A 14813-nucleotide genomic window follows, 5' to 3' on the forward strand; every position below is an offset into this window, starting at 1 on the left:
AATGTTTGGTTTCCGGTTATTTATATTCAATAAAACCATGATATGATAATGATAACAATTACCAAATAATAATTTTATCATTATCATAACTAAAAGGAGACCGCCTGTGGCTAGTGACAAACCCGTCGAAAAGAATATTTACCGCCCGGCGCCACCGCAACTTGTTCAGGTCAAATCCATTACAGATATCAGCCCTTCTATTCGCAGCATTACCTTTACGGGAGAAAGACTGGGTGACTATCCAACACAATGTGAAGGTGGTCATATCAAAATTTTTCTCGCCCCTGATTTAAAAAGCGAGCCTGCATTACCAATACTCAGTGAACAAGGGCGCCGCTGGCCAGAAGATAAGCCACGCCCCTTTGTGCGTACATATACCGTTCGAGCAATCCGCCCAGAGGTTAAAGAAATAGACGTTGAATTTGCCATGCATGATGGCGCTTCAGGACCAGCATATTTATTCGCTCGCGATGCGGAACAAGGTCACTGGATGGGGATCACCAATCCAGGAGGGCCTGATCCATTATTACCTCATACGCAACACTATTTCATGGCAGGAGACTCAAGCTCATTACCAGCGATTGCAGCATTACTCGAAAAAATGCCTGCAAATGCGACAGGTAAAGTCGTTTTACGTTTAGATCACCAAGGCGATATTCGCGAATTAACTAAACCTACTGGTATCGAGGTAATATGGATTTGTGGTGATATTAGTAAAAATAATGAGCTAATTAATACGTTCAAATCTTGGGATATCCCGACCGAAGATACATCATTTTGGATTGCCGGGGAAGACCAAATTATTCGCGATTTACGCCGTTTTATTCGCCGCGAAAAAGGGGGTAGTCGTGAAAGTATTTATGCGATACCTTATTGGCGTTATGGTTACGATGAAGAAGGTTATCATCAAGAAAGACATCATGTGATGGATAATCCTGATGATTAATATTTAATCTCTACTGATGAAAAGTGATGGCATTCACCATCACTTTATTATTGTGTAAAGATTCCACATAAACAATCCATTGAATAAAAACTTCAAAGTATGCTATCTGGCTATTTATCCATAAATTAAATATATTGATTAGCCAGCTGGTTTTTAAAAATTGATATTTTGAATTATGTTAGTCCTTTTCATTTTAGGAGGTTTATATGCGTTTAGGGTTATTAGTTATTATTGCTGTCCTCGTGTCTGGATGCGCCACTTCCCCCAATTCTGCTCACAAGGATAGTCAACCGAAAAATGATCCATATGAAGATAGCGTATTAAATACAATCAAGAAAAACCAAGAGATTTATAAAGAGCAGCAGATTAGAAAACCCAACTATTAAAGCCCTCTCTTCGAGTACTTTTCCCTAAAAACAGCCATTAACGTGGCCTGTTTTTAGTTTCCAATAGCTCAATCTTACCCACCCCCCTATTCACCCCAAAAATATTTTTGCATTCATTAAGTGTTATGTTATAACATAACTTTAATTTATTATGGACTATAGGAACCTTCAATGAATAAGCAACCCCTTATTGCCGCTGCATTAAGTCTCAGTGCACTTTTTGTTAGCTTTAATACACAAGCTCATAGTCATGCTCACCCGCAATCCGAAAAAGCGATACAAGCAAGTAAAGGTATTTTTAATGATGTTGATGTAAAAGATAGAAAGCTCAGTGATTGGGATGGCATCTGGGAGTCAATTTACCCATTATTAATAACTGGCAAACTCGATCCCGTATTGGAGCATAAAGCAAAAAACAATAAAGACAAAACCGTCGATGAGTATCGCGCTTATTATAAAAAAGGTTATCAAACGGACGTTGAGAATATCGGTATTGAGAATAACATTATTGAATTTACCCAGAATGGTCAAATCAGCCGTTGTGAATACCACTATTCCGGTTTTAAAATCCTCCATTATACTTCCGGTAAAAAAGGGGTTCGTTATTTATTCGAATGCCAAGACAAACACTCAAAAGCACCGAAATATATCCAATTTAGTGACCATATTATTGAACCGCAGGCCTCAGGGCATTTTCACCTCTATATGGGGAATGAATCCCACGAAAAACTATTACAACAAATGGATAATTGGCCAACTTATTACCCCTATTCGCTTAATGATGAACAAATTGTCCATGAAATGCTGCATCATTAATCATCATTAGATTTGCAAATAGCCCCAGTTTTATTGGCTAACAACTGGGGCTATCACATCACTTAATGGCTATAAGCTAATAATGCTCGATGACAAAGCGTTGAACGCACACAATCATCTACCGTGAAATTAACCATTGAGACCATTTCATCACTGCTAAAACGTTGTAAGGCATCTGCCAAACCAGATATAACGCCATCAGGTAAATCACATTGCGTCACATCACCATTCACTATAACAGTGACATTTTCCCCTAACCGCGTTAAAAACATTTTCATCTGACTAACAGTAACGTTTTGAGCTTCATCCAGAATGACAATCGCATTTTCAAATGTGCGACCACGCATGTAAGCAAAAGGTGAAATTTCAACTTTGGCAATTTCAGGCCGTAAACAGTATTGCAAAAAGGAGTTACCAAGCCTTTTCACTAACACGTCATAAACGGGTCGGAAATATGGCGCAAATTTTTCAGCCATATCACCCGGAAGAAAACCGAGATCTTCTTCTGCCTGCAAAACAGGCCTTGTCACGATGATTTTGTTGATATCTTTATTGATTAACGCATCTGCTGCCAGTGCAGTACTAATATAGGTTTTGCCACAACCCGCCTCACCGTTCGCAAAAATTAATTGCTTGTGTTTAATCGAATTAATATAGAGCTTTTGCGCATCATTGCGTGGAGTAATCGGCGATGTATCACGCCGCTCTTTCGCCATACCAATAGGTTCAATCCCCGTAAAATCAGCAAAAGAGGCCACACTTGCCATTTCGTAACGACCTGCGCGCTCTTTACGTAATGACCGTTTCATTTCACGACGCGTCTTTGTTGCAGCTTTCTGTCTACTCATAGTATTAACCCTTCCAGGTATCGTTAAAGTCAATTCAAATGACGGACTATTCAGAACAGAGAGGAGCTCCCTTCAAGCTCATGTTGGTTGAACATGCAATAAAAAAACCGGTTACTAATCTCACCATGACAATTTCATGATGGAGTAGTAACCGGCCTTGTAAAAGTATTAACAAAGACTTAGTTCCCATTAGTTCCTCCCTGCTGGATCACACCCGTAAACTAATGAATTTATATGACACTATTATGACGAACCGTAAAAATATTACACACCCGACTTTTTATCATGTTGCATTTATTCCTTATAAACAGACTATACCCCCGTCTATATTTTGTTTGCAACAATAAATTAACATTTATTCCCTACAATTATTCCGTATTTATCATAGCTTAAGAAGATTCTGACTGATATTTAACTAAATATGACTATATTTTATTGATAGGTATAGGAAAAATATTATTTTCCAGTGCCTAACTGAAATTTTCATATTTACCTCAATAGGGACATCATGATAAAAAAACACTTATTAAAACCAACTTTACTTTTCTCCTTTGCTCTACTTATCTCTGGTTGTCAACTACTCACACCAACATCTTCAAAATCTGATCTAGATGCACTTCGTGAACTAAAAGGTATTGAATTTCCTTCAACTAAAACGCCAGAAGGCACACCTGAAGGCGCTTATGAATTTCATTACGATAATGGCCAATTGGAAACCAGAAGTTGGGTTAAAAAGGGGTGTTTAGATCGTTACATTGAGTCATTCTATGAGAATGGTAACGTTAAAATGTATACGCCAGTTAAAAACTGTAAAGTGAATGGATTAGTACGGATTTACCATGAAAATGGTCGTAAGGATATCGAAATGACCGCTACTGACGGAAAACTTACAGGTCCATTTAAAGTTTATCACGACACCCCAAGCAACAACGTTTATGCTTCCGGTGTTTTCAAAGATGGTGAACCACAAGGTTTTATCTCTGAATTTGATGAAAATGGGCAGTTCGTTCAAAAATCCGCCGTTATTAATGGCAAAATTGTCAGCGAAAAATAATATAAAAAAACCCAAAAGTGATGAACAGCACCCCAAACGTTGTAGTACAACTTTGGGGTGTTTTTTTACTTTACCTTAAAAACACCTTTTAAGGCTTACAGTTACCTGCCAATTCATAGCCTGCGGCTTGTGCGGCTAACTCATCGCTGAACATCACTGCATTTTTATCGGATGTTGTTTTAAAACCAGAGCAATGTGCTAAATGGTATTTATGTGAGTTACGATTACCTTTTACTTGAGTACTGGTTTCAGATGCTTGAGGTTTTGGTGTCTCTTTTGTAGGTGCAGGCGATAAATTATCAACTTGCTTAATCCCTTGAGCACTATTTTTATGCCCAAGCTCCCATTTCATTTCCCCCGTGACAAAGGGGTTATGGTGCCCCATGATTGCAGCAATGCGTTCGTCACGTTGTTTTTCCCACTGACTCGGCGGATATTGTCTATCCCATGCCATCAATAGTTGTTGCTGTTGACGTGACATCGACAAGTTATAACGGTCATGCATGTAAAAATAGACACGAGCCACTTGCCCCTTCACTTCATCTCTAGGTTCAAAAACGCGTTGCTTAAAATCAACTCGGCTACGACATTGACCATAAGGATATTGCGCATTAGAGGGAAGTTGAGCATAGCTAAAATTACTACGGTCACCATTTACTTCACCAATTGATGGTGCAAGGTTATGCATATCGGCTTCCATCTTACGAAAGATAGGATCTGTTGAAACACAGTTTTTACGTCCACCGTTCTGCCAACATTGTCTCTGATGACCAAATACCCATGCCGGAACAATATGTTCCCACTCAATACGCATTGCCCTATTTTGCTGTTTACGGACTTGGTAACCACACGAGTTTAAATCGACTACCCCACCACTTTTACCGGCCCACTCCCATTTACAACCACAGTAAAGTGTTCCCTCACCTTGATTGTTTTGATCCAGATATACTTTAGTTTTACTTAATAATTTCGCTTCATCAAACTGTCCTGGCGCAGCGATAAGCGGGAAAGTAAATATTAATAAAAAGAATGACAGTACCCATTTTGGGTACAATGAAGCGAATATTTTATTCAAAATAACACCACTGATGTTTTGATAATAAACAATTAACTTAAATGCGTTAGTGCATCCTGTAATATACTGCATATTTTCTTATGCCAGTACCACACAACCGAATATAAGCTTTTTTGCAGCTAATGAATATTAGAAACAACCGACTTACCACGATAAAATTGCACAACTACTCCATATTAGAGCAATTCAGTTATGTTAATAATTCTAATTAATAACAGGAATTGTTTATTAATCAATCTAACAACTTATAGTAAAAGCTATTGAAAGATATATCAGATTAATTTTGAATAAAGGCTAGGTTGCCATAGTAAATAAAGTCAATCAAACGCCTTCTTGAATATCACATTTACCGAAGGCGTTTCTTGTTTTTTATACACTTGGGCGTTTACGATATAACCACAAACCAGGAAGGGATAGACCAATTGATAAGGCCCCAACAATAAATGATGCTCGTAAAAAGTTGGTCACAAGGGTTTCAAATAACTCAGGGGTATAACCTAAATGAGAAATTTTGACGACGGAGATCATTGCGGTATAAGCACTGATCCCCGGAAACATCGGTATTACTGCTGCAACCGTAAAAACTTTAGGATGTGCTAACCATGTTCGAGACCATTGAATACCAATCGCGCCAATAAGAATAGCGGCAATAAAACTTGCCCATTCAATATTTAAGCCAAGTGTCATCATAGTCATACGTGAGCCATGACCAATAGCCCCTAACAAAGCACAATATTTCAATGCTTTGATCGGCACATTAAATACCATCGCAAAGCCAACAGCAGGGATAGCCGCTAGTAACATATCCTCTAAAAGTGCCAGTAAAAAACTCATGCCCACTCCCTTAGTCCCCAAATTGCCATTGCAATCACAACACCAATACATGTCGCCAGCGTCAGTAAGCTCGCCATCATCCACCGCGCTAACCCTGTATTAACATGGCCTTTAAACATATCGGCCACCGCATTAATTAATGGAAAACCCGGCACGAGTAGCAATACACTTGCTGCCATCGAAATACTTGCTGTCGGAGCAAAAAATGGCAATTTTAATAATAATCCGGAAACAGACGTTGCCACAAAAGCAGTAATACAAAAGTTAATCAAAGGATTCATTTGCCGAGAAGTCAGCACCTGACGAATATACATTGCACAACCACTCGCAATCAATGTCACTAAGGAGCCATCCCATCCTCCTCCATTTAATTTACTAAAACAGGCACAAGATAGAGCAACCATCAGCACCATTATCCAACGTGGATAACGTAATGGTTTTATTGAGGACAATTTCTTCTCAAGTTGTTTGCGATCCAAAAGGTGATGCTCAACTAAAATGACAGCATGCTGTACCTCTGTCACCACATGCATATTAATACCACGGTCAATAATACGACGCGTCGACGTTAAGCAGTGACCTTCAATTATGGTTGTCAGTACTAATGAATTCGAGGAAATAGCACTATCAACTTGATCTGCCCCGAGTGCAATCCCTAAGCGGCCGGTAAGCTGCTCCACCAGCATACTCTCCGCACCATGTTGTAATAATAAGAGGCCACACTGTATACATAATCGAGTGATCTCCCTTTGTGTTTCGGTAATCGCATGAATACCTTGCAACTCATCGATAGCCTCCCCTTTCATTTTTCCTCCAATCCACTGCGATGATTTAGATAACGATTTAAACGTGATAACCTTTAGCAACATCATAAAGTGAAATAATAGCCTGAATTATGATCTCTTTCAGGTTAAAGCATGATTAGTCATCACGAACTTTGCCTTTTCATGATAAGAATAGTTAGATAAATCATAATGCTAGGATGAGTATTGCATGAGTAGCCCATTTTTCGCTAAAACCCCTAAGGGGCAGCGTCGTAATAAAGCATTAATTAGTGCGGCTTCTGAAATTTTTATTCAATATGGATTTGAAGGAACAACACTTGATATGATCATTGAGCGTGCAGGAGGCTCTCGTTCCACGCTGTATAAAAACTTCGGTGATAAAGAAGGATTATTCGCTGCGGTCGTTGCATCAATGATTGACGATATTTTCGCCGATGATGAAAATCATAATCCCCCTTCTCTCCATAGCATTGAATCTGTATTGTCTTTTTACGGCGCACGGTTTTTACTGAATGTGATTAAACCACAGTCTATTGGTTTATATCGTTTGATCCTTGGTGAATATAACCGCTTTCCTGAAATTAGCCATGCTTTCTTTGAACAAGGGCCAGTACGTAGTTATCGGCTATTAACTGAGAAACTCCTTGAATTACCTGAAGTGAAAGTTAACGAACAAACGCTATTAAGTATTTCATCTCGATTTTTAGAAATGTTAAAAGCAGATGTTTTTATTAAAACCTTCTGTGTCACTGATTTTAAACCTAGCGATGAATTTATCACGCAACAAATTGCGCTCTCAGTGGACATCATCGCCAGTTATATTCGTAAAATTAGCCAATAGCGGTCATCGTCATTAAGAAATCAATGCCGTAGCATATTTTTTCGCTGCGGCGATGTTATGTTCAATAAACACTTCAGGCCCATAAAATGCAGAAAGTAACGGCGCCATTTGTTCCATATCTTCTTTATCACTCCCATCTGGTTGTAACGTCACCACCATTGCACGGCAGTGTTCAACCATCGGCTCTTTAGCATGTTTTAACCAACGGCGAACATATTTCATGGCATTCATATGTTCCTCAGACGGTTTTTCTTTGCTCTGTTTGACCGGCGGATAAACTAATACAAATTGCGCCCTTCTTGCCAATAACATATCCATTTCTTCTAACCATAAACGCGTTTCATCTAAGGTTTTTGGAAATGAATGGATTACACAAACTGGCCACTCAGCCGTATCAATAATCGTCTTATTATGCATACCTAGCTCCCCCATAAAAAAGTGTACTTAACTGTACACTTTTAATTGCAACAGAGTCAAGAATGATTCTCATTTATCTTTTTGCAAATTATGCTATTCACGCGGTGCTGTTATTACAGATAATTCCTAATATGCAGCAAAATTACCTACAGTAGAAAATATTGAATAAGAGAGGTGATGTCTTTTTGAATATGGAATGCTATTCTCGTTTTATTGTTACATCAAAAAAGCGAATAAATTATGAAAAAAAGATTTTCAGTTGCTTTCGGGGTTGCTGCACTATTAGCTGCATTTGGTGCGAATGCAGGAAAAAATTGCGATACTTATTTCCAAGAAATGAATGTGCTGGTTAAACAAGCTGAAGAGCAGTACAAAAATGACCCTAATGTTAAAGAAAGGATCACTGAGATGAAACATCAATTGGAAGAAGCGAAAAAAGCACTCGCTGATTATCCAGAAGATGCTCAAGAACAAGCATGTGAACAAGGCATTCAAGCTATTAAAGCAGCTAAAGAGGCAGTGGAAGGTAAATAATTTTTATCTCTATTATATTGATTTAATAGGGATGAATAAGCACCATCTGCTTTTTCGATGCGAATTTTAGCCTTGCTTTGGGCTAAGATGGTAATAGATTTGCGTTAAAGATTAGAGCGTTAATAAGGCCAGTATAATACTGGCCTTATTGTATTGGCGGGTTATCTGACTACCAGTACAGATATTTTCGCATAAGAAACAATGCCTGATGCGTTTGACCCTAGTAAGTGCGTTGTGATACTCGGGTTACGTGAACCAATCACAATCAGATCCGCACCTATTTCTTCTGCCTCAGCTAACACTTTATCTCTCGGTGAACCAAAAGCGACTTTGTAAGAAATATCTTCTTGTGGGTAATCGATCTTAGCAATAATCTCTTTTAACTGCTCTTCTGAACGTTCAACGGCTTTTTTAGCAAATGAAGATAAAAGATCATAATGATAGCTATAGCTCATTGAGAACCTTGAAACATCAGGAACTGAGTGGAAAAGATGTATTTTTGCCCCCGACATTTTTGCTAAATAAATTGCGTGTTTTAATGCTTTATCCGTCAGAATATCTTCAGAAATGTCTACGGGAACCAAAATTTTATTGTACATGCGATACCCCTATTAATTAGTCATCATTCTATTATCCACCTGTGATCCCTTAGTGCGATGTGATAACTAGGATACACTTTGTGAATGTTTATCTTTTTTGTTCACCAAAAGTATAGTCTTAATAAAAACAAACTGCCGTGAGCTACCAGACGATTTGTTAAAGCAAGTTCACAATTTTATCAATATGCTAACTATCTTCTAAGTGCCATTTATGTAAGATGCGGTGCAAAAAAGGTGTGACAATTAAGCCAATACTAATAATGAATACGCTCTGTAAAAACAGCCCATATATTGCGATAAAAAAACGCCCACCTTGCGTGATTGGTGCAGGCTCTATTGCTTGCCCACTTAGCATGGATAATGCATTAAGCATTGACTCCATCAAAGAATGACCTTCAATAAAATAAAAGCCAATAATACCGGGTAACAGCCCAAGGAAAAAAACCAATAGCGACAAAAAATAAAAACGTAATACCCTGAATAAGAAATGTTCAATGCGGATAACTTCTTGCGAAAACTTTTCCATAAATAAGCTCACCATTCCCAATAAAAATAGGGCCTATTCGGCTGAACTGTTACACTCAATACCTGATACCCAACAAGATAGAAGAAAAAGGTTTAATCACTCATCGCTTTATGACGATCGTGTAAAATAAAAAATAATGGGTTCAATAAAACCTATGCTAAATATCAGCATAGGTTTATTTAAAAAATTAACGAACTACCAATACAGAGGTTTCTGCGTAACGAACAATACCCGCTGCGGTAGAGCCTAGGAGGTGTGTAGAAATATTCGGACGGCGTGAACCGATAACAATAATATCGGCGTTAATGTCTTTTGCAGTATTAATCACTTCATCACGAGGTGAGCCAAACGTTATGGTATAATTGACATCAGATAGTGGTAAATCAATCGTATCCATCAACATTTTCATATCTTCTTCTGCTTTAACGGTTGCACGGTCTTTTATTTCCATATAACCAAGTGCATACGCATTAATAATAGCAGAAGAGATTGGTAGCACATGGATCAAATGAATTTTCGCACCAGACTGTTTAGCTAAATTAACTGCATGGCGAACAGCTTTACTTGTCAGTTCATCCTCAGTTAAATCTATAGGAACCAGAATCGTTTTATACATAACCCCTCCTGATAGAAAAAAGAATTTAAGTTAACAACAAAATTATAATCAAATACGCAAGAATGTCTCTTAAACAACAAGATAAATGAGATCTCTCGCTACAAATTATTAACTATTATTCTCTTAACCATGGTGTAACGGTTAAACCAACCAACATTCCTTCGGGGCTAAGTAAGCGTGTAACCATTTGTCCCCAAGGTTCCATTCGCTCATTAACTAAAATGGAATAACCTTCATTAATAAAACATTGAGTGGCTTTTGATAAATTAGCGACTTCAAATTCTATCCAGCTTTGAGGAACAAGGTGCGTTTCCGGCCAATGATCAACACCAAAACAAGATTGTGCAGCTTGAGATAATGGCCATAACGCAAAGTGTTTAACGCCACTAAGCTGTTCTTCTTCGCTGGTGAAATAATCCTGATTACCTTCCATTGCCTTTAAAGGTAAACCTAAAGTTTTAACATAGAAAGCATAACTTACATTAGGCTCACGTGTTATCGGACCAAAACCTGCAACAAATAAAATTTCTGAAGCTTGATGCGAACTTAACATATTAATCCTATATAAGACTGGTATGGAATGGTTTATGAGCTGAGAAACAATGAACAGTATTTACGCAATGCTTAACATTTTCTCTACCATTTGTTGAGCATAAATCGCCTGCTCACCACTGACGTCAGGCTCGCTACCATGGCTCACCGCATCAATAAAATGGCGAATAGCCCCATCGAATCCACGTTGAACCAATATCGACTCCCAACTAGAAGGTTGTTTTTGTTTTATCCCCTCGTGACTTTCACTCATCCAATGATTCATGTTTGTCACTTGGTAGACCCCACCATCACAAATTGCTGCAACTTGCTCGCGTTGACTACCCGCTCGGCGATGCATTGATGTCGTCACTAAACATTCATTCACTTTCAGATGATGCTCTGCATAGCATAACGCTTGCTCCTCAGTTGCAATAATATTGCCTCCCAATAATTTTGCTTCGCTTCCCACGAGCCAGATAGCGGTATCTACAACGTGTAAATAATCATCTAGCATAGTAAAACGGACATTTTGAGGGCCTAGACTGTCACTACGATGTTTTTCCATACGTAATGAAGCAACTTGACTGAGGTGTTGTTTGAGTTCTTGATAAAAAGGTGAAAAGCGCCGATTAAACCCAACCATAAGCGAACGTTTCTGTTTATGTGCAAAGTCCACTAATTGCTCTGATTGGCAAAGTGTCTCAGCAAGCGGTTTATCAACATACACATGTACGCCGTATGATAACAAACTGTAAATAACTGAAAAATGGCTGGCGGTACTACTGTGTACAAAAACCGCATCACACTGCTGGGCCAGCTGTTTTATATCTGAATACAGTGGAATACGATAGTTATCACAGACGATTTTTGCTTTCCTTTGATTTGGTGAAAATGCCCCTATCAGTTGCCAATTATCTGTTTTACTCAGTATCGGTAAATAGGCTTTTTGCGCAATAGAGCCTAACCCTACGATACCAATGCGTAATGTTCTCATCAAAGATTGACCTCTGTGCTGACGGTGTAGGAAGGATACTGACAAGTATAACGAACAACTTATTTCGAGTACTAACTTGTTTTATAAAAATTTATTCAAATTATCCTTAAAAGAGCCAAAAATAACGCATTGAATTTTAATTATTTTTTATAAAAACGAATTTATAGGGGGTAAAATTCGCATAATAAGACATAAAAAAGGGTTGATTTATCAAATGAGAATGGTTATCTTTTACCTAACGAATACTTGAGTAAATTACTCAAGCTTTCGTAAACGACATTGCTCACATTGCTTCCAGTTTTAGCAGGCCAACTTCTCTGAGTTGGCCTTTTTTTTCATTAACACGTCGCCACAAACCCACTTTATTGACGATATTTATCTCAGGTGAAGCGCACTCGATAAACTCCAAGATTTCAAGTGCCCTACATAGCTTAAACGATGGGTCGGAACAAAGGTCGGCACATCCCCTGTTCGCATATGAAGGATATCCGCTGGCGTTATCCACGCTGAATTCCCTTCAAATAACGGAAGTCCTGCATATTTATAGGCATCAAGGACAAACTGCGAACAAAAGAAGCCGTTAGCTTGGTCTACATCGCTACCTAACTGTACCGTCGCTAACGTTCTCAAACAAAAATTACGGATCGTTTGACCAATAAAAGGTAATTCACAGACGCGCTTTGTCACCATCCAAGGCGCTATCATCACTATCCCTTTAAAGTTATATTTGCCCCCTTCATTTTGCATAGAAAATTCACGTAATTTATGGGCGTGAATAGAGGTTAACCCCTCTTGCCGCAACACCACCATATTATTTGAGTCCGAGATAGCTTGATCGAGCGTAATGATCCTCACGCCACTGCCGACAGATTCCGCTACTTCACCAGCCCCCAAATATATTGAGGCATGGCTCACCCCGCTAATACTAAAAAGACGGATACCCCATGAATTAATTCCCGTTGCGGAAGACAATAAAATATCGCCAGGTAACATATCAGCAGCGGAGAGCGCCTCTACAGATTCTTTAATCGGTATCGTATTGGCTTGTTGAATGCTAAATTTTAATCGGTTACTTTCTTCATCCGTTCTAAAGCCTGTCGAACATCCTGCCACTGAAATAACACAAAAACAAAAAATTAAATATTTAAAATAAGCCAACGGGAATACCTACTCTATTTCTATTTATACGCCAATTCAATGTAACCAAGTTCCATGACTTTTTCATCGGAAACGTCTCAATATTTTGTTTATTTGTAATTTTAGATAGTGACAATAATCACATATTGACCATTCTAATATGAAGATGAGGTAGCGGTCGTACTGGTTACAAGAAAAAGAGTAAGAAATGAGGTAGGAATATCATTTGGTGTTTTTAACCCTCTAGCAATGCCAGAGGGTCAACATTCACTCAATTAATTAGCTAATAATATATTCAGGATAGAATACCGTTGTTGAGTGGTAGTTTTTTTTCTCTGTCGCTTTATTATTTAATGCCGCAACTACAGGTTGATTTTGTAATTCAGCGGGCAGCTGTTCCGTCACATTTTCTTTTGCTACGACAGAAACTCGAATATTTTTCTTAGAACGACTTAACTTATAAGGCATTCCTAATAAGCGACGTGCTGCATTATTACTTACCATTATATCGACTCCTTAACTACAACATTTAAATTCAGCAATAAGCTGAATATCAAAAACATAGCCAGTGTTGACTGCATGGGTTATTTTAAATTTTACTCAAAATTCAAAAATAACCCTAATAGTATAGCATCGATAAAATATAAGTGAATGAAATTAAACTAATTAGTTTCACAAGGGAACTATCTGAGGTGGAATTTTTATAAGATATCAATATTATTAGCACTAAAATTTAAAAAGTATCAACCTGTATTTTCTTAGCGTTAAATTCTTATTTTCTTATGATAAACGCCTTCTTATTAAAATAAAAAGGCGTTTATCTTTTATAAATAGTGAAAATATTTAACTGGCACCACGTCTATTTTTGGCGTAAGTATCAAAAGCAACAGCTAAAATAATGATCAGTCCAGTAATAATTTGCTGATAATACGCTGAAACATTCATTAAAACTAAACCATTAATTAATATTCCCATAATGATTGAGCCAATAATGGTTCCTCCGATACGACCATATCCCCCCATTAATGATGTACCACCAATCACAACAGAGGCGATCACGCGCAGTTCAAATGTCATCCCCGCTACCGCTTCAGCACTCCCTAAACGTGCACTCAGCACAAACCCAGCCAGCCCAGCTAAACAGCCAATCACCACATACACACTGACAAGAACACGTTTAACGTTCACCCCTGCTAACCGAGCTGCTTCTTGATTACTGCCAACTGCGTAAACAAAACGCCCCCAGCGGCTTTTATGCAGCGCTAAATAGCCTATCAATGCCACAATCGCAAAGATCCAAATAGGCACCGAGATCCCCAGTAGCTCCCCACGCCCCCACCAACGATAGCCAGCATCAAAACCTGAGATTGGTGCACCATCATTAATCACTAATGTCAGCCCACGCCAAATTGTCATGCCACCTAATGTGACGATAAATGGTGGAATATTCAGCCGCGTGATCCCAAGACCATGTAAAAACCCAATCCCTGTGCCTACCGCTAAGCAGATAGCTAATCCAACTAACCAGCTCATCCCTCCCCAAGCATTAGGATCTAAGCCGACTAAATTATCACCTTTAATCACAAACGCCGCTGTCATCGCGCAAACCGCCAGTATTGAGCCAACAGACAAATCAATACCAGCGGTTAAAATCACCAACGTCATCCCCACGGCCATAATTCCATAGATAGACACTTCGGTTAAAATATTAGTGATATTGCGTTCAGTCAGAAAATTACTGTTTTGGATTTGAAAAAATAGCACCAACAGCACCATAAAAATCAAGACACCAAAGCGCTCAAAAAAAGCGATGAAATCTATTTTTTTACGGCCGACCGCCGTAGAAGATTGTTGTTGTAACATGTAAACCT

At 38.5% G+C, this 14813-nt stretch carries 19 protein-coding genes; 6 read left to right on the forward strand and 13 right to left on the reverse strand.

Annotation, left to right across the window (positions count from 1 at the left end):
• Positions 1-106: 106 nt before the first annotated feature.
• The 3 genes from PR675_RS02260 to zinT all read left to right on the forward strand — a co-directional run bounded on the left by PR675_RS02260 (position 107) and on the right by zinT (position 2148).
• Positions 107-946 (forward strand): siderophore-interacting protein, encoded by an 840-nt coding sequence (locus tag PR675_RS02260; RefSeq protein ID WP_272582660.1) that lies wholly within the window; start codon positions 107-109, stop codon positions 944-946.
• Positions 947-1152: 206 nt separating this feature from the next.
• A complete protein-coding gene (locus PR675_RS02265) occupies positions 1153-1332 on the forward strand; it encodes a hypothetical protein (RefSeq protein WP_004919309.1) in 180 nt (59 codons plus the stop codon).
• A 171-nt stretch (positions 1333-1503) separates the two neighbouring features.
• The gene (gene zinT, locus PR675_RS02270) at positions 1504-2148 is read left to right on the forward strand and encodes a metal-binding protein ZinT (RefSeq protein ID WP_060561296.1); all 645 of its coding nucleotides are present in this window, start codon (positions 1504-1506) and stop codon (positions 2146-2148) included.
• A 62-nt stretch (positions 2149-2210) separates the two neighbouring features.
• Here the strand turns inward: zinT and phoH are convergent, their stop codons facing one another.
• On the reverse strand, positions 2211-2996 hold the full coding sequence (phoH, locus tag PR675_RS02275) for a phosphate starvation-inducible protein PhoH (RefSeq protein WP_004919306.1): 786 nt from the start codon (positions 2994-2996) through the stop codon (positions 2211-2213).
• 508 nt (positions 2997-3504) lie between these two features.
• Here phoH and PR675_RS02280 point away from each other — a divergent pair.
• Entirely contained in the window at positions 3505-4050 is a 546-nt protein-coding gene (locus PR675_RS02280) for a toxin-antitoxin system YwqK family antitoxin (RefSeq protein WP_004919304.1), read from the forward strand.
• An 88-nt stretch (positions 4051-4138) separates the two neighbouring features.
• On the opposite strand, the gene PR675_RS02285 is transcribed toward PR675_RS02280, so the two are convergent.
• The 3 genes from PR675_RS02285 to PR675_RS02295 form a co-directional block, all read right to left on the reverse strand.
• On the reverse strand, positions 4139-5197 hold the full coding sequence (locus tag PR675_RS02285) for an endonuclease (protein WP_060561297.1): 1059 nt from the start codon (positions 5195-5197) through the stop codon (positions 4139-4141).
• A gap of 297 nt (positions 5198-5494) precedes the next feature.
• The gene (locus tag PR675_RS02290; RefSeq protein WP_004919301.1) at positions 5495-5959 is read right to left on the reverse strand and encodes a threonine/serine exporter; all 465 of its coding nucleotides are present in this window, start codon (positions 5957-5959) and stop codon (positions 5495-5497) included.
• Positions 5956-6765, reverse strand: coding sequence for a threonine/serine ThrE exporter family protein (locus PR675_RS02295; protein WP_060561298.1), 810 nt, complete (start codon positions 6763-6765; stop codon positions 5956-5958). The genes PR675_RS02290 and PR675_RS02295 overlap by 4 nt, the downstream gene beginning before the upstream one ends.
• Before the next feature lie 187 nt (positions 6766-6952).
• Between PR675_RS02295 and PR675_RS02300 the strand changes: the two genes are divergently transcribed.
• The gene (locus PR675_RS02300; RefSeq protein ID WP_014658253.1) at positions 6953-7585 is read left to right on the forward strand and encodes a TetR/AcrR family transcriptional regulator; all 633 of its coding nucleotides are present in this window, start codon (positions 6953-6955) and stop codon (positions 7583-7585) included.
• 12 nt (positions 7586-7597) lie between these two features.
• Here PR675_RS02300 and PR675_RS02305 read toward each other — a convergent pair whose 3' ends face one another.
• On the reverse strand, positions 7598-8002 hold the full coding sequence (locus PR675_RS02305) for a hypothetical protein (protein ID WP_036940044.1): 405 nt from the start codon (positions 8000-8002) through the stop codon (positions 7598-7600).
• Between the two features lie 240 nt (positions 8003-8242).
• Between PR675_RS02305 and PR675_RS02310 the strand changes: the two genes are divergently transcribed.
• On the forward strand, positions 8243-8536 hold the full coding sequence (locus PR675_RS02310; RefSeq protein WP_004919297.1) for a DUF5339 family protein: 294 nt from the start codon (positions 8243-8245) through the stop codon (positions 8534-8536).
• Positions 8537-8697: 161 nt separating this feature from the next.
• Here the strand turns inward: PR675_RS02310 and PR675_RS02315 are convergent, their stop codons facing one another.
• The 8 genes from PR675_RS02315 to PR675_RS02350 all read right to left on the reverse strand — a co-directional run bounded on the left by PR675_RS02315 (position 8698) and on the right by PR675_RS02350 (position 14805).
• A complete protein-coding gene (locus PR675_RS02315) occupies positions 8698-9135 on the reverse strand; it encodes a universal stress protein (protein WP_004919296.1) in 438 nt (145 codons plus the stop codon).
• Between the two features lie 187 nt (positions 9136-9322).
• On the reverse strand, positions 9323-9661 hold the full coding sequence (locus PR675_RS02320) for a hypothetical protein (RefSeq protein WP_004919295.1): 339 nt from the start codon (positions 9659-9661) through the stop codon (positions 9323-9325).
• A 187-nt stretch (positions 9662-9848) separates the two neighbouring features.
• A complete protein-coding gene (locus PR675_RS02325; RefSeq protein ID WP_004919294.1) occupies positions 9849-10277 on the reverse strand; it encodes a universal stress protein in 429 nt (142 codons plus the stop codon).
• Positions 10278-10392: 115 nt separating this feature from the next.
• The gene (locus PR675_RS02330; protein ID WP_060561299.1) at positions 10393-10830 is read right to left on the reverse strand and encodes a glyoxalase/bleomycin resistance/dioxygenase family protein; all 438 of its coding nucleotides are present in this window, start codon (positions 10828-10830) and stop codon (positions 10393-10395) included.
• A 60-nt stretch (positions 10831-10890) separates the two neighbouring features.
• Complete coding sequence (locus PR675_RS02335) at positions 10891-11805, reverse strand: Gfo/Idh/MocA family protein (protein ID WP_014658249.1); 915 nt, start codon at positions 11803-11805, stop codon at positions 10891-10893.
• 375 nt (positions 11806-12180) lie between these two features.
• On the reverse strand, positions 12181-12963 hold the full coding sequence (locus PR675_RS02340) for a YaeF family permuted papain-like enzyme (protein WP_014658248.1): 783 nt from the start codon (positions 12961-12963) through the stop codon (positions 12181-12183).
• Between the two features lie 258 nt (positions 12964-13221).
• A complete protein-coding gene (sra, locus tag PR675_RS02345) occupies positions 13222-13446 on the reverse strand; it encodes a stationary-phase-induced ribosome-associated protein (protein ID WP_060561300.1) in 225 nt (74 codons plus the stop codon).
• Between the two features lie 339 nt (positions 13447-13785).
• Positions 13786-14805 (reverse strand): ABC transporter permease, encoded by a 1020-nt coding sequence (locus tag PR675_RS02350; protein WP_272582661.1) that lies wholly within the window; start codon positions 14803-14805, stop codon positions 13786-13788.
• Between the last annotated feature and the right edge of the window lie 8 nt (positions 14806-14813).

The organism is Providencia sp. PROV261 (assembly GCF_028477945.1).
Lineage (GTDB): Bacteria > Pseudomonadota > Gammaproteobacteria > Enterobacterales > Enterobacteriaceae > Providencia > Providencia stuartii.

Bases quoted from the DNA above. Each gene is read 5' to 3' on its own strand.
- PR675_RS02265 (WP_004919309.1), top strand. From the start codon at position 1,153: ATGCGTTTAGGGTTATTAGTTATTATTGCTGTCCTCGTGTCTGGATGC.
- zinT (WP_060561296.1), top strand. From the start codon at position 1,504: ATGAATAAGCAACCCCTTATTGCCGCTGCATTAAGTCTCAGTGCACTT.
- phoH (WP_004919306.1), bottom strand. From the start codon at position 2,996: ATGAGTAGACAGAAAGCTGCAACAAAGACGCGTCGTGAAATGAAACGG.
- PR675_RS02280 (WP_004919304.1), top strand. From the start codon at position 3,505: ATGATAAAAAAACACTTATTAAAACCAACTTTACTTTTCTCCTTTGCT.
- PR675_RS02285 (WP_060561297.1), bottom strand. From the start codon at position 5,197: ATGCAGTATATTACAGGATGCACTAACGCATTTAAGTTAATTGTTTAT.
- PR675_RS02290 (WP_004919301.1), bottom strand. From the start codon at position 5,959: ATGAGTTTTTTACTGGCACTTTTAGAGGATATGTTACTAGCGGCTATC.
- PR675_RS02295 (WP_060561298.1), bottom strand. From the start codon at position 6,765: ATGAAAGGGGAGGCTATCGATGAGTTGCAAGGTATTCATGCGATTACC.
- PR675_RS02300 (WP_014658253.1), top strand. From the start codon at position 6,953: ATGAGTAGCCCATTTTTCGCTAAAACCCCTAAGGGGCAGCGTCGTAAT.
- PR675_RS02305 (WP_036940044.1), bottom strand. From the start codon at position 8,002: ATGCATAATAAGACGATTATTGATACGGCTGAGTGGCCAGTTTGTGTA.
- PR675_RS02310 (WP_004919297.1), top strand. From the start codon at position 8,243: ATGAAAAAAAGATTTTCAGTTGCTTTCGGGGTTGCTGCACTATTAGCT.
- PR675_RS02315 (WP_004919296.1), bottom strand. From the start codon at position 9,135: ATGTACAATAAAATTTTGGTTCCCGTAGACATTTCTGAAGATATTCTG.
- PR675_RS02320 (WP_004919295.1), bottom strand. From the start codon at position 9,661: ATGGAAAAGTTTTCGCAAGAAGTTATCCGCATTGAACATTTCTTATTC.
- PR675_RS02325 (WP_004919294.1), bottom strand. From the start codon at position 10,277: ATGTATAAAACGATTCTGGTTCCTATAGATTTAACTGAGGATGAACTG.
- PR675_RS02330 (WP_060561299.1), bottom strand. From the start codon at position 10,830: ATGTTAAGTTCGCATCAAGCTTCAGAAATTTTATTTGTTGCAGGTTTT.
- PR675_RS02335 (WP_014658249.1), bottom strand. From the start codon at position 11,805: ATGAGAACATTACGCATTGGTATCGTAGGGTTAGGCTCTATTGCGCAA.
- sra (WP_060561300.1), bottom strand. From the start codon at position 13,446: ATGGTAAGTAATAATGCAGCACGTCGCTTATTAGGAATGCCTTATAAG.
- PR675_RS02350 (WP_272582661.1), bottom strand. From the start codon at position 14,805: ATGTTACAACAACAATCTTCTACGGCGGTCGGCCGTAAAAAAATAGAT.